This window comes from Enterococcus sp. AN402 (assembly GCF_040719405.1).
Taxonomy (GTDB): Bacteria; Bacillota; Bacilli; order Lactobacillales; family Enterococcaceae; genus Enterococcus; species Enterococcus faecalis.
This window is the reverse complement of sequence record NZ_JBFDTM010000004.1, coordinates 2588927-2614538: the sequence shown is the minus strand read 5'-3', so window position 1 is coordinate 2614538 and position 25612 is coordinate 2588927. Positions and strand designations below refer to the sequence as shown.

The following is a 25612-nucleotide window of genomic DNA, read 5'->3' as shown; positions in this document are numbered from 1 at the left end:
CCGTCCTATGTTAAAAAGGCTAATAGTAAGCCACCAGCAATTACAGAAGCGATTTGTCCTGAAACGTTGGCACCAGCAGCATGCATTAAAATAAAGTTTTGTGGGTCTTCATCTGTAGCCATTTTTTGAATGACCCGACTAGACATTGGGAAAGCGGAAATACCCGCAGCACCAATCATGGGATTGATTTTTTCTTTTCTAAATAAATTCAAGAATTTAGCAAAAAGCACGCCGCCGACTGAGTCCATAATAAAGGCGACTAACCCTAAGCCAATAACCATCAATGTATCGACTTTTAAGAACTCTGCATAGTTCATGCTAACGGAAATAGATAATCCTAGCAAGATACTAATAATATTTACCAATTCATTTTGAGCTGTAATGGATAAACGATCCAAAACGCCACATTCTCTTAATAAGTTCCCAAACATTAAGAAACCAACTAATGGTAATGACACCGGCGCAATTAACCCTGCGACAATCGTAATAACAACCGGGAAAAGAATTTTCGCTGTTTGAGAAACTTCACCGGCCCGATAAGTCATACGGATACGACGTTCGGCTTTCGTCGTCACTGCTTTAATCGCTACTGGTTGAATAATCGGAACTAACGCCATGTAGGAGTAAGCGGCAACCATTATGGCCCCCATGTATTTTGAATGTAAGGTATTTGCTACGAAAATAGACGTTGGGCCATCAGCGGCACCAATAATCCCAATCGAAGCAGCATCGTTTAAATCAAAACCTAATAAAACAGCCATAATAACTGTAAAGAAAATCCCAAACTGTGCAGCGGCACCAAACATCAACATAAACGGATTTTGTAACAATGGCCCGAAATCAATCATTGCCCCAATCCCAATAAATAATAATAACGGGAATAATTCTGTTTTTATTCCAAAATCAAAAAGAACATTAAACGGACCTGGCTCGCCGCCAGCGCTCAATACGCCGGAATTAGGAAAGTTCACTAAAATCGTTCCTAAACCCATCGGCACTAAAAGTGTTGGTTCATACTCTTTTTTTATTCCTAAATACATTAATAGTCCACCAATCAGCATCATCACAATGCGTCCTGGTTCTTGGCCCATTCCTATAACACCTTGAATCAGTGTCTCCACACAAATCACTTCCTCTTCTTAAATTAATTCTAGTTAATTGTTATTAATGGTTCCCCTGGGTTCACAATTTGGCCTTGGGTAACATGAATTCCTGTTACCGTACCTGCTTTTCCTGCAACGATTTCATTTTCCATCTTCATTGCTTCTAAAATTAACAATGGTTGGTTCTCGGACACCGTATCACCAACATTGACTAATACTTTTAACACAGTTCCTGGCATTGGCGCAGGCATTGCATCTGCTCCTGCTGGGGCGGCTGGCTGTGCTGCTGGCGCTGGGGCTTCTTCAACAGCAGGGGCTGGTGTTTCTGTCGTAGCAACTGGCGCTGTTGATTGTGGCGCAACAGGTGCTGGTTGTGGGACGCCACCGATTTCTTCCATCTCGACTAAATATTCTTTCCCATCAATTGAAATTTTAAATTTGCGTAACATAATGATCCTCCTCAAGGTTTTGTTTTGAAATTCTTTTGACAACTAGCTGAGACTCTTCTGAAAGCTCTGCAGCTATACTGGCTGCAATAATGGCAACTTCTTTTGCTTCTGGATTTCGTTTTGCGATTTTTTTGATAACAAAACGACTTTCTGGAAACTCTCCTGCTGCGATGGCAGTGGCCACAATACTTACCAATTGATATTCTTTTGGCTCAGCAGGAATATATGCTGGTATATCTATCCATCGCTTTTCCAAGTTATCCGCTTCACGTTGGATAACGCTTTCATTAATCTCGGTATCCTGCGTGTGTTGCTCTTTCTTGAATAAGGACTTAAATAGGCCCATATTGTCTCTCCTTTCACTAATTCTTGGTATACGTTCATTATAGAAAAAACCGTTAAAAAACCTAGTGAAAACACTAGCTCAGATTGTTCTTTTATTGTTTATTTTGTGAAAAAAACTCTGTAAACATTGGTATATAAGCATTTACCAGCCGTTAAGATTCTATTAATATTATATTAAGTTATTAATAAGAATTTGATTGTTGAATTGTTTTTTTGATGTTCTTTTTGTTTTAGGCTATTTATTCTCTGCGAAAGTTTGTATATTCTCACACTATAGACAAACACAAAAAATATTTTTTGTTGTAAACCAGAATACTGTGAAACATTTCTCATGGCTATTCTTTTTTATTAACACCGGTTGTTAACGCTTACAAAAAAGTTCTAAAAAAAGAAAGGAAGAAAAACATGTTACTCACTATTTTAGCTTATGGTATGATTATCATCTTTATGTATGTAATCATGAAAAAGAAATTGTCACCGTTTACATCTTTAGTAATTATTCCTCTTATTTTTACTTTGATTGCAATTGCAACTGGAGTAGCGAGTCCGCCACCTAGTGCTGACGGTGTTGTCCCTGAAGTCAACATTGGGAATTTCGTCTTAGATGGGATTTCAACTACTTCAAAAACTGGTATTATGTTATTATTTGCCATTCTTTACTTCTCTATTATGTTGGATGCTGGTTTGTTTGACCCAATCACTAAAAAAATGATTTACTTTGCTAAAGGCGATCCAATGAAAGTCTTGATGGCTACTGCGGTAGTTGCTGCTGCTGTTTCCTTAAACGGAGATGGAACAACCACGACCTTGATTTGCTGTTCTGCGTTTATTCCCATCTACAAAAAACTTAATATGAAATTGATGAATTTAGGTGTGCTTGTTATCTTACAAAACACCATTATGAACTTATTACCTTGGGGCGGTCCAACAGCTCGTGCCATGGCCGTACTAGAAGTTGATGCCGACATTCTTTCTTATTTAGCACCTGGTATGATTTTATCTGTATTGTATGTTATCTTCTTTGTTGCTTATCGCATGGGGAAAAAAGAACGTGCTCGCTTAGGCGTGACAACGCTTACTGATAAAGAATTGGAAGAAATGACTATTGTTAACGATCCTGAGTTATTAGAAATTCGTCGTCCAAAGAATTTTGCGTTCAATGGTATTTTAACGATTGTCTTAATCGGTTGGTTAGTCCTAAGTTCATTCGTTGGTCAATTAGGTTTGCCTTCGTGGATTGAAATGCCACCGTTATTATTATTCCTAGTTGGTACTTGTATCGCTTTAATGATCAACTATCCAAAATTAAAAGATCAAAGCAGCCGCATCAGTGCAAATGCTGGTGATGCTGTGCAAGTAGTTATCTTAGTTTTTGCTGCTGGCGTCTTCATGGGCTTATTCCAAGGTTCTGGTATGGCCAATGCCTTAGCAAATAGCTTTGTTAATATTATTCCAAAACAATTAGCCGGCGCTTGGGGCTTAGTGATTGCGTTCATTTCAGCACCAGGAACATTCTTTATTTCAAACGATGGTTTCTATTTCGGTGTCTTACCAGTCCTAGCAGAAGCTGGACGTTCTTATGGATTTGACAATATGTCTATGGCTTTAGCTTCCTTAATGGGGCAAGCGTTCCACTTATTAAGTCCATTAGTGGCATTTATTTACTTGCTATTACGTTTAACTGGTTTAGATATGGGCCAATGGCAAAAAGAATCGGCAAAATATGCCTTAGGAATTTTCGTTATTTTCGTTGTTACAATTGTTGCTTTAGGTCACATGCCTTTATTTATTCCACAAAATTAAACGTCGTCGCTGAAACCGTAGGAGTGCCTTTTCTCCTCGGTTTTCTTTTCATTTTGTCTTTTCTTGCGTTATATTTTCATTTTTAATATTATATTTATTATCTATAAAAATAACCTATAGGGAGGTGCCTCATATGAATCCAACGGTTGAAGCAGTAAAACGGAACTTAGATTTAACCAGCAGTAAACCTCTAAAAATTTGTACCTATGAAGCCTTTAAAAAAACCATTATTTTAGGGGATATTCCTGCAGGTGAACGGATTAACGAAAAAGAATTTTCCGAGCAATTAAACATTAGTCGGACGCCCATTCGCTTTGCTTTACAAGAATTGGTCAAAGAACAATTGGTGGAACATATACCTATGGTGGGTATCGTGGTTAAAGGGATCAGTATGAAAGATGCTTATGAAATTTATGATATTCGTAAATCTTTGGACACTTTAGCAACCATTAAAGCCATGGAACTCATGACACCAGAAGATTTTGATGAATTGGAAGCCTTACTTCTCGAAGGAGAACAATACAATAAAAATAACCAAGTAGATGACTTACTACAGAACTTTTCAGATTTTAATTCCTTTATTTATACTAAGAGTCAGATGCTACGTTTAAAAAAAATTGTGACTGATCTCCATGCTTACTTAATCTATTTCAGAGATATTGCGATTCGTGCCTCAGAACGTCGTAGTATTGCCCTAGAAGAACATTGGTTAATTTTCCGCGGAATGAAAACAAAGAATATTGACCAGATCACACTTTTAACCCATGAACATCTAAATCGTTCGCTTCAATTTATTTTGAAAGAAATGGAACGTCGACAAATTGAATAATCAAAAAAGACCCGCAGTCGCTCGTGCAACTGCGGGCCTTTTTTCATTTTTTTTGTACGCAACCATCTGGCGTAAAGGTATAACCAATGCCCCAAACGGTCCGAAGGTAACAAGGTTCTTTCGGGTTTTCTTCTAATTTACTTCGTAAACGATTAATAAAAACCATAATCGTATTCGCATCGACATCCCCAGTACCCCAAACACTGCTGTAAATTTGTTCTTTAGAGAATACTTGCTCGGGATTCTCCAGAAAAAATTGAATTAATTGAACTTCTTTCGAAGACAATGAAATAGGTAAATCCTTTTTAAATAGTTGATAACGACCATAATCAAAACGGAAATCGCCTACCTGTAGCTCTTCTTTTTTATAAACATTCAATTGTTTTCGAATCATTCGAGATCGATTCAACGAAGCAATCACCTGAGCCTTAAAAACATTCAAGGAAAAAGGTTTCGTTATATAACTATCCACACCCATTTCCAAGGCTGCAATGATATCCTCTTCTTCTTTTTTGCTACTAAAAAAGATAATTGGCACCAGTGGATATTTCTCTCTAATCATTTGGACTAAGTAGTAACCATCGCTGTCATGTTCCAAGTTATCATCTAAAATGAACAAATCAAAGGTAACTCTGGACACGATATCTTTTGTTTTTTCAATTGATTCACTTTGGTAAATAAGAATACCTGTTGATTGTAATGCTTTCCAAATCAAGCGACGAACTGCTGCATCATCATCTACAACCAGTATTTTCTCCGTACGCATACCTGTTGCTCCCCCTACGTCTCTTTACAAAACTTTTTCATTTGAATTTACTACTGGAGTAATTACTGATTATCATAACATAAAAAAAGAAACGGAGACGGCTAAAAAATCATTTAACAAAGAAACGTTGGCAACTATTCAGTCCCTGCTGAGAGTTGCCAACGTTTCTTTGTTTGTTTAAAAATACTTCTTAACTGGTTCAACCACTAAATACCGATAAGGTTCATCCCCTTCAGAATGGGTTTTGATTTGCTCATCTTTACTTAGCGTGTGATGGATTTGTTTTCTTTCAAAAGCCGGCATTGGTTCCAAGAAGACTGGCCGCCCAGTGCGTTTGGCTTTTTCCGCGGTGCGTTTCGCTAAACGTTCCAAAATTTCATGACGTTTTTCACGATAATTTCCGACATTTACAACAATCGATAGCTTATTGCTTGCAATGCGGTGAATAAAGACTTGCGCTAAATACTGTAACGCATTTAACACTTTTCCGTGTTTTCCAATCAAGATGCCTTGTTTTTCTGTTTCTAAATGGAAGATAATATTGCCATTCTCGCGCGCTATGCGAACCATGGCAGGGGCGTTCAGTTCATTTGAAATATTCGTTAAATACATCGCTAATTCAGTAATAGCAGCTTCATCTTCCAGATTTTCTAAAGAATGTGTTGATTCCTCTGAGAGACTAGGAATTGCTTCGGTTAATTCCTCAACTGCTTCTTCCACTGCTTTTGCTTCATCGGCAACAACAATATCTTCCACTGTTTCTTCGACCGCTTCTGTGACTTGCTCACTAATCGTTGGTTCCATTGAAATTTGGGCAAGTTTTTTTCCTAGACCTAAAAATCCTTTTTTTCCTTCGTCTAACACATCAATTGTAACATCCTCTTTGGTTAAACTAAGTGCTTGTAAGCCTTTCTGCGTTGCTTCTTCGATTGTATTTCCTTCATAAATCGGCATCTGAACGACCTCCTTTATTTTTTCTTCCCTTTTTTCTTAGGACTTTTTGCTCGTTCAAGCGCTCGCTCCCGTGCTTTGGCTTGACGTGCTGCTTCCTCCCGCTCTTTACGGATTTTGAATGGATTGTTTAATAACAATGTTTGCCCTGTTTGGAAGGCATTTGAGACCACCCAGTAAAGAGATAAACTGCTGGCTAATGAAATCCCCATAAAGAAGATCATCGCTGGCATAACGTAATTCATAATTTTCAGTGAGGCATTTGTTTCTAGTTGGCTCATACTTGAAAGATACGTACTAGCAAACGTAAAGACAGCCGCTAAAATCGGTAAAATTAAATACGGATCCGGCTTATCGAGGCTTAACCACAAGAACGTTCCTTCTTTTAACTCAGGCACGCGTGAAATGGCTTGATACAAAGCCATCATGATTGGTAGTTGAACCAACAGTGGTAAACAGCCAATGTAAGGATTCACATTATTCTCTGCATACAAACGTTGCTGTTCTTCTCGGAATAAGCGTTGTGTTTCAGGATCTTTTGAAGAATATTTTTGTTGCAAGGCCTTTAATTGCGGTTGCAACTCTTGTGTTTTACGCATACTCTTCGTTTGGAAATGCATCAACGGCAATAAAATAATCCGGATGACTAACGTAAATAGGATAATCCCAATTCCGACACTGCCGCCTAATGATAGGAACTTAATCGCTTGGGCAAAATAATAAACAATGTATCGATCCCAAATTCCTGTACTACTTTCACTTACGGGCGCGGTTCCGCAGGCGGATAAAACAAAGACTAAGGTCACTAACCCAGCCATTAATAATAAGCGCTTATACTTCTTCACTACTCAATTCCCTCTCTTACATCTAATATTTTAGCTAAATTTAACACATGTGTTAAATTAGCTTTCACTTCTTCAGACGATAATTTTTCCAATCCTGGACGTGCAATCACGATAAAATCAATTTCTGGAGAGATACGGTCTTTTAATTGAAATAAACTCGCGCGGATTTTCCGCTTCACAGCATTTCTTGTGACCGCGTTTCCAATTTTCTTCCCAACAGAAATCCCCACTCGAAAATGGTCTTGTTGTGGTTTCTCTAAAACGTACACCACGAAACGACGATTTGCACAAGATTGTTTTTTATTAAACACCTGTTGAAATTCTTTTTCTTTCTTGACACGGTAGGACTTTTTCATCGGCATCCCTTTGTTTCTATATTTTTTTACTTCTTAATAATAATAGCATATTTCCGCTCTTTTTTAGTAGCCTTTTCTATAGAATCCTGCTTTCTTTTATTGAAAACAGAAAAAGAACCCTTAGTTATCTTCACATCTTCCAAAAAATTATGGAGATAACTAAGGGTTCTTAGAAATTGACTGTTTAAAAGACCAGACCATCATTAAGCAGAAATAACTTTTCTACCTTTACGACGACGGCTTGCTAATACGCGACGGCCATTTTTAGTGCTCATACGTTTACGGAATCCGTGAACTTTTTGGCGTTTACGTTTGTTTGGTTGATACGTTCTTTTCATGCAATTACACCTCCTGAAATTGTAACTATCCATCAATATATAGACATACTTTGATAGTATAACGAGTAATAGGGTCTTTTGTCAATAAAATTTAAGAAATATTTCCTGAGAAAGATTCGTTTCAATTATCCACAAATTAAATTTTCCTGTGAGTAGCTTGTGGATAGTTTTCCACATTTTTTTCTGTTCACAGCCATTTTTCCACTAGTTTTACACAAAAAAACAGCCTGTTAAAAAGTTTTACACAGGTGTTTTTTTGACTGTTGATAAGTTCTTGAAACATGATTGTGTCAAGCTTAATTATTCTCAACTTTTTGTGGATAACTCATTCAACAACCACTTTCTTCCGCAAGTGTCGACACCCTGTGGAAAACTTTTTTCACCCTTGTGTACTTTTTTTCCACATTGAACAATTGCTTGTGGAAAAAGTTTTAAAAAAATGCTAAAATCGACTATGCTCATTCTTTTAAGTTATCCACATTTTTTAGATAACCAAAATTTAAACATATAGGAGGTCACTGTATGCCCGACGTGGAAAGTTTTTGGCATAGCCTTGAAGAAGCCTATCAAGCGATTTTGTCGGCGCCAAGTTTTGATGCTTGGATTAAAACCACACGCCCTTTGAAATTAGACAACAATCAATTGTGGCTAGAAGTCCCTTCTGCAGTTCATCGTGATTACTGGGAAAAAAATCTTTCGGCAAAAATTGTCGAAACTGGATTTAAATTGACCGGTGCAGAAGTGATGCCCCATTTTGTTGTTGCCGATGAAAAAGACGCAGCACTGGCACAAGAACTCGAAGAACCTGCCGAAGAAGAAGTTGTTTTTAGTGAACAAAGTAAAAAAGCGATGCTTAATCCTAAGTACACTTTCGACACCTTCGTTATTGGTAAAGGAAACCAAATGGCTCACGCTGCAGCGCTTGTTGTTGCCGAGGATCCGGGTTCGATTTACAATCCCCTTTTCTTCTATGGCGGTGTAGGGTTAGGGAAAACCCATTTGATGCATGCCATTGGTCATCAAATGTTAGTGAATCAACCAGATGCCAAAGTCAAATATGTTAGTAGCGAAACGTTTACGAATGAATTTATCAACTCAATTCAAACAAAGACATCCGAACAATTTCGGAAAGAATATCGCAATGTTGACTTATTATTAGTCGATGATATTCAATTTTTGGCGGAAAAAGAAGCAACATTGGAAGAATTTTTCCATACCTTCAACGATCTTTACAATGAAAATAAACAAATTGTTTTAACAAGTGATCGCCCGCCGAATGATATTCCAAAATTACCTGAACGATTAGTTTCTCGCTTTGCTTGGGGTTTGTCTGTCGATATCACCCCGCCTGATTTAGAAACACGGATTGCAATTTTGCGCAAAAAAGCAGATGCCGAGCGTTTAGAAATTCCGGATGATACACTAAGTTATATCGCTGGTCAAATCGATTCCAACATCCGTGAATTAGAGGGTGCTTTGGTCCGCGTTCAAGCCTTTGCAACTATTAATGGAGAAGATATTACCACTAGTTTAGCGGCGGACGCCTTGAAATCTCTAAAATCAGTTGGTAGTAAAAATCAATTGTCCATCTTACAAATTCAAGAAGAAGTATCCAAATATTATCATGTGCCTCTTAAAGATTTAAAAGGGAAAAAACGGGTGAAAACAATTGTGGTTCCTCGTCAAATCTCAATGTATCTTGCTAGAGAAATGACCGACAATTCCTTGCCAAAAATTGGTGCCGAATTTGGCGGCAAAGATCATACCACGGTGATTCATGCGCACGAAAAGATTCAGCAATTATTGGAAAAAGATCCAGCGATTCAAAAAGAAGTCAGTGAAATTAAAAATTTATTGAACTCTTAGGATGTGGAAAACTAAACAAAAAAGAACAAAGTTATCCACAACTTATACACAAGTGGATAACTTAGTAAAATCAATGCTCTTTTGACTTTTCCACAGAATCAACATGTCCTATTACTTTTATTATTTATTTATATATAATATACAAAACAGTGGCGTACAAAATTAGAACGTATTGAAAATACTTAAAAAGGAGTTTACATTATGAAATTAACGGTCAAACGAAGTGTCTTTTTACAAGAATTACAAACTGTTCAACGAGCAATTTCTTCTAAAACAACGATTCCAATCTTAACAGGTGTTAAAATTGTGTTATCAGAAGATGGCTTATCACTTACTGGGAGTAACGCGGATATTTCAATTGAAAGTTTTTTAAGTAAAGACGATGAAAAAGCTCAAATGACCATTGAACGCACAGGTAGCATCGTTTTACAATCTCGTTTCTTTGGCGAAATTATTCGTAAATTACCAGAAGATATGTTCACAATGGAAGTTCTAGATAACAATCAAGTTGCAATTACTTCAGGAAAAGCTGATTTTACGGTCAATGGATTAGATGCTGATAATTATCCGCACTTACCAGTAATTGATACTCAAAACCAAATGAAATTACCTGTTCATTTATTGACAAAAATTATTAGTGAAACAGGTTTTGCTGTATCGATGCACGAAAGTCGTCCAATTTTAACTGGGGTCCACTTTATTTTAGAAAATCAAAAATTACTTGCCGTTGCGACAGATTCACATCGTTTAAGTCAACGTGTGATCCCGACAGAACAAGCAGTAGAAGACTTTAACATTGTAATTCCAGGAAAAAGTATAACTGAACTTTCTCGTTCATTAACCAATGAAGAAGAAATGGTTGAAATCAGCATTATGGAAAACCAAGTGCTATTTAAAACAGAAACAATGTACTTCTATTCTCGTTTGTTAGAAGGAAATTATCCTGATACCAACCGTTTAATTCCAACTAGCCATAACACGCAAATTGAATTTTATGTACCAGAATTGCTTTCAGCAATCGAACGTGCCTCTTTACTTTCTCATGAAGGACGTAACAATATTGTTCGCCTTTCAATTTCACCAGATTCTGTTGTTTTATATGGAAATTCACCTGAAATTGGAAAAGTCGAAGAAGCGTTAAACTATGAAAATGTTTCTGGTGAAGCGTTGGATATTTCTTTCAACCCAGATTATATGAAAGATGCGTTGCGAGCGTTTGGCGATATGAATATTACCGTGAAATTCCTTTCTCCAATTCGTCCGTTTACATTGGAGCCAACCGAAACAGAACTAGATTTCATTCAACTAATTACACCGGTTCGTACAAATTAATCATGTTTAAAAAAGACCTTCGGAAAATCACTATGATCGCCGAAGGTTCTTTTTTGTCGTCTGTTTAAAGCCGATAAACGCTGCTAGATAAGCTTTTTAAAACTAGAATAGCTTTTACGCTAATATGATTGTGAATGTTTGAACTATCGTTTGACGAATAAATTCTGCCTTTTTTTTCGTGGATAAAGAAAAAAGCCCTTTAATTTTTCGTTTAAGGGCTGTTCATTTTTTTATGAATATTTACTAGTGAAAGAAGTTTACGTTGCTTAAAACGACGCTCAGACCTCTACAAGCTACTTTTCTTCATTGCGCGCCCTCTTCGTTTGTCTTTGAGTTACCCCTAATTGTTTTTTAGTTAAACGCTACTCGTCATTTCTGCCAAATCAGGCCCCTTTTTTCTCAAGAAAATATCAATTTCCGTTTTAAAATGCTTTTTAAGAGTTTTTTTATCCTAATAATATTTTCGGTCATTTAGAATTAAAATTGCTTAGAATGAAAATTAGACAGATAAATTTGTTTTCTCTTATGAAAAAGGGTATAATATATATGAGAACGTATTAGAAAAAAGAGGGATGCACATTGAAAAAAACGTTTGTTTTAGCAACTGAGTATATAACGCTTGGTCAGTTTCTTAAAGAAATCAACGTCATTGGTAGTGGCGGCCAAGCCAAATGGTATTTGGCAGACAATAGCGTGTTTGTTGATGGCGAGTTGGAAAATCGTCGCGGACGGAAACTTTATGCGGGCATGATGATTGAGATACCTGAAGAAGGTACTTTTTTTATGGTGAAAAACGGAAACGAGTCCGACGATGCGGCTGAATGAGCTGACACTTCAGCATTATCGTAATTATGAAACAGTCAGCTTAGATTTTCCAAAAACGTTAAATCTTTTTTTAGGCGAAAACGCCCAAGGAAAAACCAACTTGTTAGAAAGCATTTATGTTCTAGCAATGACACGAAGTCATCGAACCAGCAATGAAAAAGAATTAATTGGCTGGGAACAAGCAGCAGCTAAAATTAGCGGTGTGGTTGAAAAAAAGACAGGCACCGTACCGTTGGAAATTTTAATTTCCAACAAAGGACGTAAAACCAAGGTTAACCACATTGAGCAAAAAAGGCTCAGTGCGTACATTGGGCAACTGAATGTTATTTTATTTGCCCCAGAAGATTTATCTTTGGTGAAAGGCTCACCTCAAGTCCGCCGGAAATTTATTGACATGGAACTCGGACAAGTGAGTCCTATTTATCTTTATGATCTTGTCCAATATCAGTCTGTTTTAAAGCAACGGAACCAATACCTAAAACAACTAGCTGAAAAGAAACAAACAGATACTGTTTATCTGGATATTTTGACAGAGCAGCTAGCTGAATTTGGCGGGAAAGTTCTATACGCTCGGTTAGGTTTTCTTAAAAAATTAGAACACTGGGCAAACTTACTCCATCAAAAAATTAGTCATGGACGCGAAACGCTCACCATTGACTACGCATCAAGCATCCCAATTGACAACACGAATCTTTCCTTAGAAGCACTTCAAAATCAATTGCTCCAACAATTAATGAACAATCGTAAGCGTGAATTGTTTAAAGCGAATACTTTTTTAGGCCCTCATCGTGACGATTTGCTATTTATTGTCAATGGTCAAAATGTTCAAACGTATGGCTCACAAGGCCAACAGCGGACGACAGCTTTAAGTATTAAATTGGCAGAAATTGATTTGATGCATTCAGAAACAGGAGAATATCCTGTGTTATTACTAGATGATGTCATGAGTGAATTAGATAATGAACGTCAAATTCACTTGTTAGAAACGATTGAAGGCAAAGTTCAAACGTTCTTAACGACAACTAGTTTAGATCACATAAAAGACAAGCTAACAGTTGAACCAGATATTTTTTATGTTCAACAAGGCAAGATAGAAAGGAATTCAGCGATATGACAGAAGAAGAAAAAAACATGAGAGAACGTGCGCAAGAATATGACGCTAGTCAGATTCAAGTTTTGGAGGGCTTAGAAGCTGTCCGGAAACGTCCTGGTATGTACATAGGTTCTACTAGTGGCGAAGGGTTACACCACTTAGTATGGGAAATCGTTGACAACTCTATCGACGAAGCCTTAGCAGGATTTGCTAAATCAATTCAAGTAATTATCGAACCAGACGATAGTATTACTGTTATTGATGATGGTCGTGGAATTCCAGTCGGAATTCAAGCCAAAACAGGTCGTCCAGCTGTGGAAACAGTGTTTACAGTGCTACATGCCGGCGGGAAATTTGGCGGTGGCGGCTATAAAGTATCAGGTGGCTTGCACGGTGTTGGTTCCTCTGTTGTTAATGCTTTATCGACCAGTTTAGATGTTCGTGTTTATAAAGATGGCAAAGTGTATTACCAAGAATATCGTCGTGGTGCGGTTGTTGATGACCTAAAAGTTATCGAAGAAACGGATCGTCACGGAACCACTGTTCACTTTATTCCAGATCCTGAAATTTTTACAGAAACAACCGTTTATGATTTTGATAAATTAGCAACACGGGTTCGTGAATTAGCCTTTTTAAATCGAGGCTTACACATTTCAATTGAAGACCGTCGTGAAGGACAAGAAGATAAAAAAGAGTATCACTATGAAGGCGGGATTAAGAGTTATGTTGAGCATTTAAATGCCAATAAAGACGTTATTTTTCCAGAGCCAATCTTCATTGAGGGAGAGCAACAAGATATTACAGTGGAAGTGTCAATGCAGTATACAGATGGCTACCACTCAAATATTTTAAGTTTTGCCAACAATATTCATACTTATGAAGGCGGAACGCATGAATCTGGTTTTAAAACTTCTTTAACACGTGTGATTAATGACTATGCACGTAAACAAAAATTGATGAAAGAAAACGATGAAAAATTAACTGGGGAAGATGTTCGTGAAGGCTTAACCGCAGTGGTTTCCATCAAACATCCCGATCCTCAATTTGAAGGACAAACGAAAACGAAATTAGGGAACTCAGAAGTACGGACCGTTACGGATCGTCTATTCTCAGAATACTTTACAAAATTTTTAATGGAAAACCCAACAGTCGGCAAACAAATTGTCGAAAAAGGCATGTTGGCTTCAAAAGCTCGTTTAGCCGCTAAAAGAGCCCGTGAAGTCACCCGTCGTAAAGGCGCGTTAGAAATTAGCAACTTGCCAGGGAAGCTGGCTGATTGCTCAAGTAAAGATCCGGAAAAATGCGAATTATTTATCGTCGAAGGAGACTCGGCCGGCGGTTCAGCAAAACAAGGCCGTAGCCGTGAATTCCAAGCCATTTTACCAATTCGTGGGAAAATCTTGAATGTCGAGAAAGCCAGCATGGATAAAATTTTAGCCAATGAAGAAATTCGGTCATTATTTACAGCTATGGGAACAGGCTTCGGCGAAGATTTCGATGTTTCTAAAGCACGTTATCACAAACTAGTGATTATGACCGATGCCGATGTCGATGGTGCGCATATTCGAACGTTGTTATTAACCTTGTTCTATCGCTTCATGCGTCCAATTGTTGAAGCTGGTTATGTGTATATTGCTCAACCACCACTATATGGTGTGAAACAAGGGAAAAACATCACCTACGTTCAACCGGGCAAACATGCTGAAGAGGAACTAGCAAAAGTGTTAGAAGAATTACCTGCTTCACCAAAACCAAGTGTTCAACGTTACAAAGGGTTGGGTGAAATGGATGATCACCAACTTTGGGAAACAACAATGGACCCAGAAAAACGATTAATGGCGCGAGTGAGTGTCGATGATGCCATTGAAGCTGACCAAATTTTTGAAATGCTAATGGGCGATCGTGTGGAACCACGTCGTGCGTTTATCGAAGAAAATGCCCATTACGTGAAAAACTTGGATATTTAATGTGTCGCAACGTTGTAAGAGACGCTAGAACATATATTTAGAGGGGAAAAAATTCATGAGTGAAGAAATTAAAGAAAACATTCAAGACGTCAATCTGACCAGCGAAATGAAAGAATCTTTCATTGACTACGCAATGAGTGTTATCGTAGCCCGCGCGTTACCTGACGTTCGTGACGGTTTAAAACCTGTTCATCGCCGAATCTTATATGGAATGAACGAATTAGGGGTAACCCCTGATAAACCACACAAAAAATCAGCCCGGATTGTTGGGGATGTTATGGGTAAATATCACCCCCATGGGGACAGTGCGATTTACGAATCAATGGTGCGGATGGCACAACCTTTTAGTTATCGGGCTATGTTAGTTGACGGCCACGGAAACTTCGGTTCCGTCGATGGTGACGGCGCTGCCGCTATGCGTTATACCGAAGCACGTATGAGTAAAATTGCTTTAGAAATGCTACGAGATATTAACAAAAATACAGTCGATTTCCAAGGAAACTATGATGATTCAGAACAAGAACCAGTAGTTTTACCTGCTCGTTTTCCAAACTTACTAGTTAACGGAACAACGGGGATTGCGGTGGGGATGGCAACAAATATTCCACCACACAATTTAAGTGAAGTGATTGATGCAACAAGTTTATTGATGGACAATCCTGATGTAACGACGAATGAATTGATGGAAGTGTTACCTGGACCAGATTTTCCAACAGGCGGTTTAGTGATGGGGAAATCAGGGATTCGCCGAGCATATGAAACAGGGAAAGGTTCGATTACTGTTCGTGCAAAAGTTGAATTGACTGAAATGCCGAATGGAAAAGAACGTATTTTAGTAACTGAATTGCCTTATATGGTGAATAAAGCCAAATTAATCGAACGAATTTCTGAATTACACAGAGATAAACGAATTGAAGGAATTACTGATTTGCGGGATGAATCTTCTCGTGAAGGCATGCGGATTGTCATCGATGTTCGTCGAGATGTGAGTGCCTCTGTTGTGTTAAACAACTTGTACAAAATGACTGCCTTACAAACATCTTTTGGTTTTAACATGTTAGCCATCGAAAAAGGCGTACCGAAAATTTTAAGCTTGAAACGTATTTTAGAAAATTACGTCGAGCACCAAAAAGAAGTCATTACTCGCCGGACGATTTTTGACAAAAACAAAGCAGAAGCACGGGCGCATATTTTAGAAGGTCTACGAATTGCCTTAGATCATATCGATGAAATCATTGCCATTATCCGTGGATCACAATCAGATGACGAAGCAAAAGCAACGTTAATTGAACGCTTTGAATTTTCAGATCGTCAAGCGCAAGCAATTTTAGATATGCGTTTACGCCGTTTAACAGGCTTAGAACGCGACAAAATTGAAAATGAATATCAAGAGCTATTGAAATTCATTGCGGACTTAGAGGACATTTTAGCCCGCCCAGAACGCGTCATTGAAATCATTAAAACAGAGTTAAATGACGTTCGCACAAAATTTGGTGATGCACGACGCACAGAACTATTAGTAGGTGAAGTCCTCAGTCTTGAAGATGAAGATTTAATCGAAGAAGAAGAAGTCGTGATTACATTAACCAATAACGGCTACATTAAGCGGATGGCAAACTCCGAATTCCGGGCGCAACGCCGCGGCGGACGTGGTGTCCAAGGGATGGGCGTTCACGATGATGATTTCGTGAAAAACCTAGTTTCTTGTTCAACACATGACACGTTATTATTCTTTACGAACACTGGGAAAGTTTACCGAGCAAAAGGTTACGAAATCCCTGAATACGGTAGAACAGCAAAAGGAATTCCAGTGATTAACTTACTGGGAATTGATTCTGCAGAAAAAATTCAAGCGATTATTTCTGTTGAGGGCAAAGCGGAAGCAGGTAAATACTTGTTCTTCACAACCTTAAAAGGAACCGTCAAACGGACAGCCGTAACAGCCTTTTCTAATATCCGTAGTAATGGATTAATCGCCATTAGCTTAAAAGAAGATGATGAGTTAGTTAACGTGGTAACGACTAATGGCAATCAGAAGATGATTATCGGAACACATGCAGGATACTCTGTCACATTTGATGAAAATACTGTACGTGATATGGGCCGGACAGCATCAGGCGTTCGGGGAATCCGTCTCCGCGAAAATGATTATGTGGTCGGTGCAGCGATTCTGGATGAAAATAAAGAAGTCCTAGTCATTACTGAAAATGGTTATGGTAAGCGTACAAAAGCTTCTGAATATCCAGTTAAAGGACGTGGCGGTAAAGGGATTAAGACAGCAAATATCACTGAGAAAAATGGTCCATTAGCTGGTTTAACCACGGTCAATGGGGATGAAGATATCTTATTGATTACGAACAAAGGCGTCATTATCCGCTTTAACGTTGATTCTGTTTCTCAAACAGGACGCGCAACATTAGGAGTTCGTTTAATGAGAATGGAAGATGGTGCCAAAGTGGTAACAATGGCTGTTGTAGAACCAGAAGAAGTGGAAGAAGAAATCGTTGAAGTTGTAGAAACAACAGAAAACGAAACAACATCAGAAACAGAAGAATAACATAAAAAAGTTTCGCCAACTGGCGAAACTTTTTTATTGGGGCTTTTCAAAACTATTTCTTGCTTTTGTCTATCAATTAGCATATAATTAGAGATTGTGAACTACCTTTTTAGGTATGTTCTCCTTGCTCTTAGCCAACTAAGAGCCTTGAAGTCCATAGGGAGGTGAAAATCAATGAGTCAAGATACGAAGTACGAAATCATGTACATTATTCGTCCGAACATTGATGAAGAAGCAAAAACTGCTTTAGTAGAACGTTTCGACACAATCTTAAAAGATAACGGAGCAGAAGTTATCGAATCTAAAGATTGGGAAAAACGCCGCTTAGCATATGAAATGAACGGATTCCGTGAAGGCATCTATCATATCGTTAACGTTACTTCTCCATCAACAGCTGGCGCAATCAACGAGTTTGATCGTTTAGCAAAAATCAATGACGATATTATCCGTCATATGATCGTGAAGGTAGAAGCATAATTTGTTTCACATGAAACATTTATTGACGAAAGGAGATGTTTTGAATGATTAATAACGTTGTATTAGTCGGAAGATTGACAAAAGATCCTGACTTACGTTACACCGCTAGTGGTTCAGCTGTTGCGACCTTTACACTTGCTGTAAACCGTAACTTTACGAATCAAAATGGTGACCGTGAAGCAGACTTTATCAACTGTGTGATTTGGCGTAAACCCGCAGAAACAATGGCTAATTATGCCCGTAAAGGTACATTATTAGGTGTTGTCGGAAGAATTCAAACTCGTAATTACGAGAACCAACAAGGTCAACGTGTCTACGTAACTGAAGTGGTTTGTGAAAACTTCCAATTGTTAGAATCTCGTTCTGCTTCAGAACAAAGAGGAACTGGCGGCGGTAGCTTTAATAACAACGAAAATGGTTATCAATCACAAAATCGTAGCTTTGGTAATAACAATGCCGGTTCTGGATTTAATAACAACAACAATAGTTTCAATCCATCATCTTCTCAGTCGCAAAACAACAACGGTATGCCTGATTTCGATAAAGATTCTGATCCATTTGGTGGCTCAGGTTCATCTATCGACATTTCAGATGATGATTTACCATTCTAAACGAATTTGATAGGAGGGAACAAGAATGGCACAACAAAGAAGAGGCGGACGTAAACGTCGGAAAGTCGACTACATCGCAGCAAACCACATCGAATACATCGACTATAAAGATACTGAATTGTTAAAACGATTCATTTCAGAACGTGGCAAAATTTTACCACGTCGTGTTACAGGTACTGGCGCTAAAAACCAACGTAAATTAACGATTGCTATTAAACGCGCACGTATCATGGGATTATTACCATTCGTTAGTGACGAACAATAATTTTATGACAATTTCCAGAACCAAAGAGCTTGCTCTTTGGTTCTTTTTTATCTTGACTAGTGTTTCACGTGAAACATAACAAGGTTCGCAGAATGAAGTGTTTTGTGATAAAATAAAGGATGAAATAACTAGTGAATCACCAGAGCAATATGCTCGTTGGAACAAGTCGCCTCAAAGGTCTGCAGAAAGATTGGAGGCAAAAAAATGCAAAAGAAGAGAATTCAAAAAAACGGTTTCTTAATTGTTGTGGGTCTTCTCTTAGTAGAATTTCTCCTCTATTTCTTACTAACAAATAAATGGCTGCTATTGGCGGTAATTATCGCATTAGATATCTTTCTCTTAGTGGTTATTCGGCTGTTGATTAGAGATGTAGAAATTACAAACGTAGAAAAGATTCAAGAAGCAAGTTCCATTGCTGAACAATCGTTGGATTATGTTGTAAATGAAGTACCTGTGGGAATTATTACGTATAACGGGGAAACACGCGCGGTAGAATGGCTTAATCCTTATGCTGCTTCTATTTTTAATAAAGACAATCAGCTAACGTTAACCGCTAGCCAAGTTACGTCTTATTTAGAATTAGCAGAACGAAACCAAGATATTTTTACGATTGACGAAAATACCTATCGCTTTAGCGTCAATAAAGAACAACATACAATTACTTTTGAAGATATCACTAAAGAAAGTAATTTGTATCAAGAAAAAGTCGAAATGCAAACGGCTATTGGCATTGTGTCTGTCGATAATTATGATGATGTCACCGATACAATGGACGAGAAAGAAATTTCTTATTTGAATAGTTTCATTACGACGATGGTTTCTGATTGGATGGACCAATACAAAGTTTTTTATAAGCGAATCAATGCAGAACGTTATTTTTTCATTGCCCAATGGGAAGATATTCAAAAAATGATGGACGAAAAATTTTCTATTTTGGATACGATCCGTAAGGAATCAGCTAACCATGAAGTAGCCATTACGTTAAGCATGGGGATTGCTTATGGGGGGGCAACCTTAGATCAAACCGGGACCACGGCTCAAACGAACCTAGATACAGCTTTAGTTCGTGGTGGTGATCAAGTGGTTGTAAAAGAAGCCAAAGATGAAGCGAAGCCGTTATTTTTTGGTGGAAAAACGGCAGTAACGACGAAACGTTCCCAAGTACGTTCTCGCGCAATGAGCATGGCAATTAAGGGAATTATTGCGGAATCTGCTGACATCTATATTATGGGCCATCGTTATCCAGATATGGATGCGTTAGGTTCAGCATTTGGTGTTGCTCGTTTAGCTTCGTTTAATAATCGAAAAGCGTGGATTGTTTTAGATGAAAATGAAATCATTCCCGATGTCAAAAGAGTGTTAGAGGCGATTAAAGAGTACCCAGAATTAGAAGAGCGTATTATTAGTCCTAAAGAGGCCATGAAGCGCAAGAAAGAAAGTAGCTTATTAGTTATGGTAGATTACCATAAACCGTCTCTATCGATCTCACAAGAGCTCTATGAGCGTTTTGATAAAGTGGTAATCATTGATCACCATCGACGAGGAGACGAATTTCCAGCAAAACCCTTGCTTTCTTATATTGAATCTTCTGCCTCTTCTGCTTCAGAATTAGTCACAGAATTGATCGAATACCAAAGTAATAGCGCAAATAAACTGCAGGCCTTTGAAGCAACCATGATGTTGGCGGGAATTGTGGTTGATACGAAAAGTTTCAATACACGAACGACGGCGCGAACATTTGATGTGGCTAGTTATTTACGAACTTGTGGAGCAGACTCATCTTTAGTACAATATCTATTAAGTTCTGATCTTACAAGCTATCTGGAAATGAACAACTTAATCTCTAAAAGCGAATATGTCACAAAAGATACCGTCGTTGTTGCCGGGAGTGAAGACAAAGAATATGATAGTGTCACAGCTGCCAAAACAGCGGACACATTACTTTCTATGGCAGGGATTAATGCAGCATTTGTCATTACCAAGCGGACGGATCAACAGATTGGCATTAGTGCTCGGAGTAATGGTTCAATTAATGTCCAAATTATTATGGAAAATTTAGGTGGTGGCGGTCACTTTACTAATGCGGCAGTACAATTATCAAACGTAACAGTAGCAGAAGTAAAAGAGCAACTACTTGATGTAATTCGTCAAAATATTAATGAAATGTATGAACAGGAGTGAAGGAAATGAAAGTCATTTTTTTACAAGATGTTAAAGGAAAAGGAAAAAAAGGGGACGTAAAAGAAGTGCCAACTGGTTACGCCCAAAACTTTTTAATTAAAAACGGCTATGCGAAAGAAGCCAATAAAGGAAGCATGAGTGCGTTAGCGGGTCAAAAGAAAGCTCAAGAAAAACATGAAGCAGAAGTTTTAGCACAAGCAAAAGAAATGCAAGCCTTTTTAGAAGATGAAAAGACTGTTGTAGAGATCAAGGCAAAAGCTGGAGAAGATAGCCGTTTATTTGGCTCAATTCCTTCAAAACAAATTGCAGAAGCCTTAAACAAACAATACAATGTAAAATTGGATAAACGCAAAATCGAATTAGCCAACCCAATTCGTTCTCTAGGCTACACTAACGTACCAGTCAAACTACATCATGAAGTTACAGCGAAAATTAAGGTTCATGTCGTAGCGGAATAATACAATCGATAAAAAAGAAGCCGATTTCTCCGGCTTCTTTTTTTATACCAAATAAATTACTCGAATTATTTTTATAATATTTAAAAATCAAATATACAACACTTTAAATTAACGAAAGCATTATATTTTTATTAGTTGTATATTTTTTGAAATTGAAAAGTGAACTAAAAATAGAGAAATCAGCAGAGAAAAAATGTACTTTTTTTAATGAAATTGTGTTAAAATGGATAGACTAAATGAACCAGAAAGTAAGACATCGTAGGAGAGAACAAAATGAATGAATTATTGCAAGATAGGGTACCGCCACAAAATATTGAAGCGGAACAAGCCGTTTTAGGTTCTATTTTCTTAGATGCAGATGTGCTAATAGAAGCGATGGAATATGTGGAACCTAAAGATTTCTATCGTCGTAGTCATCAGTTGATTTTCCAAACGATGATGACCTTAAGCGACCGAAATGAAGCGATTGATGTGGTAACAATCAAAGATCGCCTAGAACAAGAGAATTTGTTAGAAGATGTTGGTGGACTAAGTTATCTGTCAGATTTAGCTTTAGCTGTACCGACAGCTGCCAATGTCATTTATTATGCAAAAATTGTTGAACAAAAATCGTTGCTGCGCAACTTAATCCAAACCGCTACAGAGATTGTAACTAAAGGCTTTGAGCAAGGTGAAGATGTTGAATCTATTTTGGATGATGCAGAACGAAGCATTTTAGAAGTCTCTGAAAAGCGGAATCGCAGTGGCTTTTTATCAATTTCAGATGTTCTAAATACAACTATTGCGAATATTGACCAATTATACCAAAATGATGAAGAGATTACTGGTTTACCTACAGGCTATCAAGCATTGGATAAAATGACTGCTGGCTTGCAAGCGGAAGAGCTAATCATTTTAGCGGCCCGTCCAGCGGTAGGGAAAACCGCTTTTGCATTAAATATTGCCCAAAATGTCGGCACCAAAACAGATAAAGCTGTCGCTATTTTTAGTTTAGAAATGGGGGCAGAATCATTAGTGAACCGGATGCTTTGTGCAGAAGGATCCATTGAGGCCAGCCATTTAAGAACAGGGCAATTATCTGAAGAAGAATGGCAAAACTTAATTATTGCGATGGGTAGTTTGTCCCGTGCGAATATCTATATTGATGACACACCAGGGATTAAAATTACCGAAATTCGTGCGAAATGTCGTAAATTAGCACAAGAAAAAGGCAACTTAGGTCTAATTTTGATCGACTACCTACAATTGATTGAAGGAACTGGAAAAGAGAACCGCCAACAGGAGGTTTCTGATATTTCACGTCAATTAAAAAAATTAGCGAAAGAATTAAAAGTCCCGGTTATCGCTTTGTCACAGCTTTCTCGTGGCGTGGAACAACGTCAAGATAAACGTCCTGTGTTAAGTGATATTCGTGAGTCAGGTTCCATTGAGCAAGATGCCGATATCGTTGCCTTTCTTTATCGTGATGATTACTACGATCGTGGTGAAGGAGAAGACGGCGATCATGAGCCACCAGAAGTGGACAATGTTGTAGAAGTTATCATTGAGAAAAACCGTAGTGGTGCGCGTGGAACGGTCGAATTACTTTTCATTAAAGAATATAATAAATTTTCTTCGCTTTCGCCGAGGACAGAATTTTAAAAAAACGAACTCATTTTTTGAGTTCGTTTTTTTGCTTATTAAGGGATTAAAATCAGAGAGTAAAACACGAACAATATTCGTATATTTTATTATTTTACAAAAACATAACTAAAAATGTTCGTATTTTTGACAGAAACGCTTTTGATTGTGAAAGAATATTCGATTTTTACCCTTGAAAGGGACTGGTTTTACTGGTACAATGATTCAGGACAAAAAAATTATGAACGAGGTGTTCGAATGTCATCAGTAGTAGTTGTTGGAACGCAATGGGGCGACGAAGGTAAAGGAAAAATTACAGACTTTCTAAGTGAAAACGCAGAAGTGATCGCTCGTTACCAAGGCGGAGATAACGCCGGACATACCATTAAATTCGACGGCGTAACGTATAAATTACATTTAATTCCTTCAGGGATTTTCTATAAAGAAAAAATTAGTGTAATTGGTAACGGCGTAGTTGTGAATCCAAAATCTTTAGTAAAAGAATTAGCTTATTTAAAAGAAAATAATGTTGCCACTGATAATTTACGTATTTCAGATCGTGCCCATGTCATCTTGCCGTATCATATTAAATTGGATCAATTGCAAGAAGATGCGAAAGGTGAAAACAAGATTGGGACAACGATTAAAGGAATTGGCCCAGCCTACATGGATAAAGCAGCACGGGTGGGAATCCGTATCGCTGATTTATTGGATAAAGAAATTTTTGCGGAACGTTTGCAAATTAACTTAGAAGAAAAAAATCGTCAATTCGTTAAAATGTTTGATAGCGAAGCCATTGAATTTGATGATATTTTTGAAGAATACTATGAATACGGACAACAAATTAAACAATATGTTACAGATACTTCGGTTATTTTAAACGATGCATTAGATGCTGGAAAACGGGTTTTATTTGAAGGGGCACAAGGTGTCATGTTGGATATCGATCAAGGAACCTATCCATTTGTTACTTCCTCTAATCCAGTAGCTGGTGGCGTAACTATCGGTAGTGGCGTTGGTCCATCAAAAATTAATAAAGTGGTTGGTGTCTGCAAAGCGTACACTTCACGTGTCGGTGACGGCCCATTCCCAACAGAATTATTTGATGAAACAGGAGAAACCATTCGTCGTGTCGGTAAAGAATACGGAACAACAACAGGACGTCCGCGTCGTGTCGGTTGGTTTGATTCAGTAGTTATGCGTCATTCAAAACGTGTATCAGGAATTACAAACTTGTCATTAAACTCGATTGACGTGTTAAGTGGTTTAGAAACGGTGAAAATTTGTACAGCTTATGAACTTGATGGTGAATTAATTTATCATTATCCAGCAAGCTTGAAAGAATTAAGCCGCTGTAAACCAGTTTATGAAGAATTACCAGGTTGGTCTGAAGATATCACTGGTTGCAAAACTTTAGCCGATTTACCAGCTAATGCTCGTAACTATGTGCATCGGATTTCAGAATTAGTTGGTGTGCGCATTTCAACATTCTCTGTAGGTCCAGACCGTAACCAAACGAACGTTTTAGAAAGCGTTTGGGCACAAATTTAAGCAGATTTTTAAGGGAACGTAAAGGATGGCTTATGCCAGTTCAGCCTTTACGTTCTTTTTTAATTTTATATAAAAATGAAAAACTATGGTAAAATAAAAGAAAACATGAAGGGGGCAATTGTCCGTGAATTATCAATTAGTGACAGATTCTTGTTGTGACTTGCCGTATACATACTTAAAAGAAAACCAAGTACCTTTTATTAGCATGAATATTCAAATTGACGGGAAAGAATATCGCGATGATTTAGGTGAAACGTTTGATTATCAGAACTTCTTAACGGCTATTAAAAATGGAAGTATGCCCACTACCTCTCAAGTTAATGTGGGACGCTACAATGAATTTTTCCGTCCTTTTGTGGAGCAAGGGTTACCGGTGATTTATTTAGCTTTTTCATCTGGGTTAAGTGGCTCTTATCAAAGTGCGTTGCAATCAGTAGAGATGTTAAAAGAAGAGTACGATAATGTAGAAATTCATATTATTGACACAAAAGCAGCTAGCTTAGGTCAAGGGATGTTAGTCCGAGAAGCCATTCGATTACAAACAGATGGTCATTCATTAGGAGAAGTTGTTGCCTATCTTGAAGAGCAAAAAATGAAACTTCACTCGTGGGTAACGGTAGATGATTTAAAACATTTAGAACGTGGCGGACGGATTTCTAAAACAGCGGCATCACTTGGTGGCTTAATGAACATTAAACCAATTATTCGCGTGGATGCGGCAGGCAAACTAGCATCCGTTGGTAAAACTCGTGGACGAAACAAGTCCTTGCAAAAGATTGCGCAAGAAACGATTCAAGGCATTGTAGAGCCAATGAAACAAACACTGTTGATTGCATATGCGGGAACGAAAGATGACGCGGAAAAAGTCAAAGAATTAATTGAAAAAGAAATAGAGGTTAATGAGATACTGATTTATCCTCTAGGACCCACCATTACTAGTCATACCGGAATAGGTTGTATTGCTGTGTTTTCTTTTGGTGAAAAAAGAAAATAAAAAATAGAGAAGTCATTTTTTAATGACTTC

General features: G+C 37.8%; 24 protein-coding genes. 16 read left to right on the top strand and 8 right to left on the bottom strand.

What is annotated here, in order from left to right; all coding sequences use genetic code 11:
- Window positions 1–5: 5 nt before the first annotated feature.
- Genes AB1I62_RS14175 through AB1I62_RS14165 form a run of 3 tightly spaced genes read right to left on the bottom strand, consistent with a single transcriptional unit; the run spans window position 6 to window position 1898 of the window.
- Entirely contained in the window at window positions 6–1121 is a 1116-nt protein-coding gene (locus AB1I62_RS14175) for a sodium ion-translocating decarboxylase subunit beta (RefSeq protein WP_002383526.1), read from the bottom strand.
- A 29-nt stretch (window positions 1122–1150) separates the two neighbouring features.
- Window positions 1151–1552, bottom strand: a complete 402-nt coding sequence (locus AB1I62_RS14170; protein WP_104859379.1) for an acetyl-CoA carboxylase biotin carboxyl carrier protein subunit — start codon at window positions 1550–1552, stop codon at window positions 1151–1153.
- A complete protein-coding gene (locus AB1I62_RS14165) occupies window positions 1536–1898 on the bottom strand; it encodes a hypothetical protein (RefSeq protein WP_002356004.1) in 363 nt (120 codons plus the stop codon). The genes AB1I62_RS14170 and AB1I62_RS14165 overlap by 17 nt, the downstream gene beginning before the upstream one ends.
- A 404-nt stretch (window positions 1899–2302) precedes the next feature.
- Here AB1I62_RS14165 and AB1I62_RS14160 point away from each other — a divergent pair, with 404 nt between their 5' ends.
- Entirely contained in the window at window positions 2303–3700 is a 1398-nt protein-coding gene (locus AB1I62_RS14160) for a citrate:proton symporter (RefSeq protein ID WP_104859380.1), read from the top strand.
- Window positions 3701–3833: 133 nt separating this feature from the next.
- Window positions 3834–4529, top strand: a complete 696-nt coding sequence (locus tag AB1I62_RS14155; RefSeq protein ID WP_002356006.1) for a GntR family transcriptional regulator — start codon at window positions 3834–3836, stop codon at window positions 4527–4529.
- A gap of 43 nt (window positions 4530–4572) precedes the next feature.
- Here the strand turns inward: AB1I62_RS14155 and AB1I62_RS14150 are convergent, their stop codons facing one another.
- From AB1I62_RS14150 to rpmH, 5 genes are all read right to left on the bottom strand, one after another.
- Window positions 4573–5295 carry a response regulator transcription factor gene (locus tag AB1I62_RS14150; RefSeq protein WP_010824887.1) on the bottom strand — a complete coding sequence of 241 codons (723 nt, stop codon included), beginning with the start codon at window positions 5293–5295 and terminating at the stop codon, window positions 4573–4575.
- Window positions 5296–5472: 177 nt separating this feature from the next.
- Complete coding sequence (gene jag / locus AB1I62_RS14145) at window positions 5473–6249, bottom strand: RNA-binding cell elongation regulator Jag/EloR (RefSeq protein WP_048738024.1); 777 nt, start codon at window positions 6247–6249, stop codon at window positions 5473–5475.
- Window positions 6250–6263: 14 nt separating this feature from the next.
- Window positions 6264–7091, bottom strand: a complete 828-nt coding sequence (locus AB1I62_RS14140; protein ID WP_002356010.1) for a YidC/Oxa1 family membrane protein insertase — start codon at window positions 7089–7091, stop codon at window positions 6264–6266.
- A complete protein-coding gene (rnpA, locus tag AB1I62_RS14135) occupies window positions 7091–7447 on the bottom strand; it encodes a ribonuclease P protein component (protein WP_048738026.1) in 357 nt (118 codons plus the stop codon). Before rnpA ends, AB1I62_RS14140 begins: the two co-directional genes overlap by 1 nt.
- A 203-nt stretch (window positions 7448–7650) precedes the next feature.
- On the bottom strand, window positions 7651–7785 hold the full coding sequence (gene rpmH / locus AB1I62_RS14130) for a 50S ribosomal protein L34 (protein WP_002356012.1): 135 nt from the start codon (window positions 7783–7785) through the stop codon (window positions 7651–7653).
- 522 nt (window positions 7786–8307) lie between these two features.
- Between rpmH and dnaA the strand changes: the two genes are divergently transcribed.
- The 14 genes from dnaA to AB1I62_RS14060 all read left to right on the top strand — a co-directional run bounded on the left by dnaA (window position 8308) and on the right by AB1I62_RS14060 (window position 25582).
- Window positions 8308–9651: a chromosomal replication initiator protein DnaA gene (gene dnaA, locus AB1I62_RS14125; protein WP_002356013.1), complete on the top strand. Its 1344-nt coding sequence runs from the start codon at window positions 8308–8310 to the stop codon at window positions 9649–9651.
- A gap of 201 nt (window positions 9652–9852) precedes the next feature.
- The gene (dnaN, locus tag AB1I62_RS14120; RefSeq protein WP_202495188.1) at window positions 9853–10983 is read left to right on the top strand and encodes a DNA polymerase III subunit beta; all 1131 of its coding nucleotides are present in this window, start codon (window positions 9853–9855) and stop codon (window positions 10981–10983) included.
- 579 nt (window positions 10984–11562) lie between these two features.
- Window positions 11563–11808 (top strand): S4 domain-containing protein YaaA, encoded by a 246-nt coding sequence (gene yaaA / locus AB1I62_RS14115; protein WP_002356015.1) that lies wholly within the window; start codon window positions 11563–11565, stop codon window positions 11806–11808.
- The gene (recF, locus tag AB1I62_RS14110) at window positions 11795–12922 is read left to right on the top strand and encodes a DNA replication/repair protein RecF (protein ID WP_367019362.1); all 1128 of its coding nucleotides are present in this window, start codon (window positions 11795–11797) and stop codon (window positions 12920–12922) included. The genes yaaA and recF overlap by 14 nt, the downstream gene beginning before the upstream one ends.
- Window positions 12919–14868: a DNA topoisomerase (ATP-hydrolyzing) subunit B gene (gene gyrB, locus AB1I62_RS14105; protein WP_002359210.1), complete on the top strand. Its 1950-nt coding sequence runs from the start codon at window positions 12919–12921 to the stop codon at window positions 14866–14868. The genes recF and gyrB overlap by 4 nt, the downstream gene beginning before the upstream one ends.
- Before the next feature lie 55 nt (window positions 14869–14923).
- Entirely contained in the window at window positions 14924–17425 is a 2502-nt protein-coding gene (gene gyrA / locus AB1I62_RS14100) for a DNA gyrase subunit A (RefSeq protein ID WP_002361457.1), read from the top strand.
- Window positions 17426–17599: 174 nt separating this feature from the next.
- Window positions 17600–17902 carry a 30S ribosomal protein S6 gene (gene rpsF, locus AB1I62_RS14095; protein WP_002356019.1) on the top strand — a complete coding sequence of 101 codons (303 nt, stop codon included), beginning with the start codon at window positions 17600–17602 and terminating at the stop codon, window positions 17900–17902.
- A gap of 44 nt (window positions 17903–17946) precedes the next feature.
- The gene (gene ssb / locus AB1I62_RS14090; RefSeq protein ID WP_002364599.1) at window positions 17947–18513 is read left to right on the top strand and encodes a single-stranded DNA-binding protein; all 567 of its coding nucleotides are present in this window, start codon (window positions 17947–17949) and stop codon (window positions 18511–18513) included.
- 25 nt (window positions 18514–18538) lie between these two features.
- On the top strand, window positions 18539–18778 hold the full coding sequence (gene rpsR / locus AB1I62_RS14085; RefSeq protein WP_002356021.1) for a 30S ribosomal protein S18: 240 nt from the start codon (window positions 18539–18541) through the stop codon (window positions 18776–18778).
- A gap of 156 nt (window positions 18779–18934) precedes the next feature.
- A complete protein-coding gene (locus AB1I62_RS14080; protein WP_025192086.1) occupies window positions 18935–20959 on the top strand; it encodes a DHH family phosphoesterase in 2025 nt (674 codons plus the stop codon).
- Between the two features lie 5 nt (window positions 20960–20964).
- Window positions 20965–21417 (top strand): 50S ribosomal protein L9, encoded by a 453-nt coding sequence (gene rplI / locus AB1I62_RS14075; protein WP_002356023.1) that lies wholly within the window; start codon window positions 20965–20967, stop codon window positions 21415–21417.
- A gap of 273 nt (window positions 21418–21690) precedes the next feature.
- Complete coding sequence (gene dnaB / locus AB1I62_RS14070) at window positions 21691–23058, top strand: replicative DNA helicase (RefSeq protein WP_002381331.1); 1368 nt, start codon at window positions 21691–21693, stop codon at window positions 23056–23058.
- 237 nt (window positions 23059–23295) lie between these two features.
- On the top strand, window positions 23296–24588 hold the full coding sequence (locus tag AB1I62_RS14065; protein ID WP_002359213.1) for an adenylosuccinate synthase: 1293 nt from the start codon (window positions 23296–23298) through the stop codon (window positions 24586–24588).
- A 124-nt stretch (window positions 24589–24712) separates the two neighbouring features.
- Window positions 24713–25582, top strand: coding sequence for a DegV family protein (locus AB1I62_RS14060; protein WP_367019361.1), 870 nt, complete (start codon window positions 24713–24715; stop codon window positions 25580–25582).
- The last annotated feature ends 30 nt before the right edge of the window (window positions 25583–25612 follow it).

Coding starts and splice junctions, on each gene's coding strand:
- rplI (WP_002356023.1), top strand. CDS start 20,965: ATGAAAGTCATTTTTTTACAAGATGTTAAAGGAAAAGGAAAAAAAGGG.
- AB1I62_RS14155 (WP_002356006.1), top strand. CDS start 3,834: ATGAATCCAACGGTTGAAGCAGTAAAACGGAACTTAGATTTAACCAGC.
- AB1I62_RS14170 (WP_104859379.1), bottom strand. CDS start 1,552: ATGTTACGCAAATTTAAAATTTCAATTGATGGGAAAGAATATTTAGTC.
- rpmH (WP_002356012.1), bottom strand. CDS start 7,785: ATGAAAAGAACGTATCAACCAAACAAACGTAAACGCCAAAAAGTTCAC.
- dnaB (WP_002381331.1), top strand. CDS start 21,691: ATGAATGAATTATTGCAAGATAGGGTACCGCCACAAAATATTGAAGCG.
- AB1I62_RS14165 (WP_002356004.1), bottom strand. CDS start 1,898: ATGGGCCTATTTAAGTCCTTATTCAAGAAAGAGCAACACACGCAGGAT.
- jag (WP_048738024.1), bottom strand. CDS start 6,249: ATGCCGATTTATGAAGGAAATACAATCGAAGAAGCAACGCAGAAAGGC.
- AB1I62_RS14150 (WP_010824887.1), bottom strand. CDS start 5,295: ATGCGTACGGAGAAAATACTGGTTGTAGATGATGATGCAGCAGTTCGT.
- dnaN (WP_202495188.1), top strand. CDS start 9,853: ATGAAATTAACGGTCAAACGAAGTGTCTTTTTACAAGAATTACAAACT.
- recF (WP_367019362.1), top strand. CDS start 11,795: ATGCGGCTGAATGAGCTGACACTTCAGCATTATCGTAATTATGAAACA.
- rpsR (WP_002356021.1), top strand. CDS start 18,539: ATGGCACAACAAAGAAGAGGCGGACGTAAACGTCGGAAAGTCGACTAC.
- gyrB (WP_002359210.1), top strand. CDS start 12,919: ATGACAGAAGAAGAAAAAAACATGAGAGAACGTGCGCAAGAATATGAC.
- gyrA (WP_002361457.1), top strand. CDS start 14,924: ATGAGTGAAGAAATTAAAGAAAACATTCAAGACGTCAATCTGACCAGC.
- dnaA (WP_002356013.1), top strand. CDS start 8,308: ATGCCCGACGTGGAAAGTTTTTGGCATAGCCTTGAAGAAGCCTATCAA.
- rpsF (WP_002356019.1), top strand. CDS start 17,600: ATGAGTCAAGATACGAAGTACGAAATCATGTACATTATTCGTCCGAAC.
- AB1I62_RS14065 (WP_002359213.1), top strand. CDS start 23,296: ATGTCATCAGTAGTAGTTGTTGGAACGCAATGGGGCGACGAAGGTAAA.
- rnpA (WP_048738026.1), bottom strand. CDS start 7,447: ATGAAAAAGTCCTACCGTGTCAAGAAAGAAAAAGAATTTCAACAGGTG.
- AB1I62_RS14160 (WP_104859380.1), top strand. CDS start 2,303: ATGTTACTCACTATTTTAGCTTATGGTATGATTATCATCTTTATGTAT.
- ssb (WP_002364599.1), top strand. CDS start 17,947: ATGATTAATAACGTTGTATTAGTCGGAAGATTGACAAAAGATCCTGAC.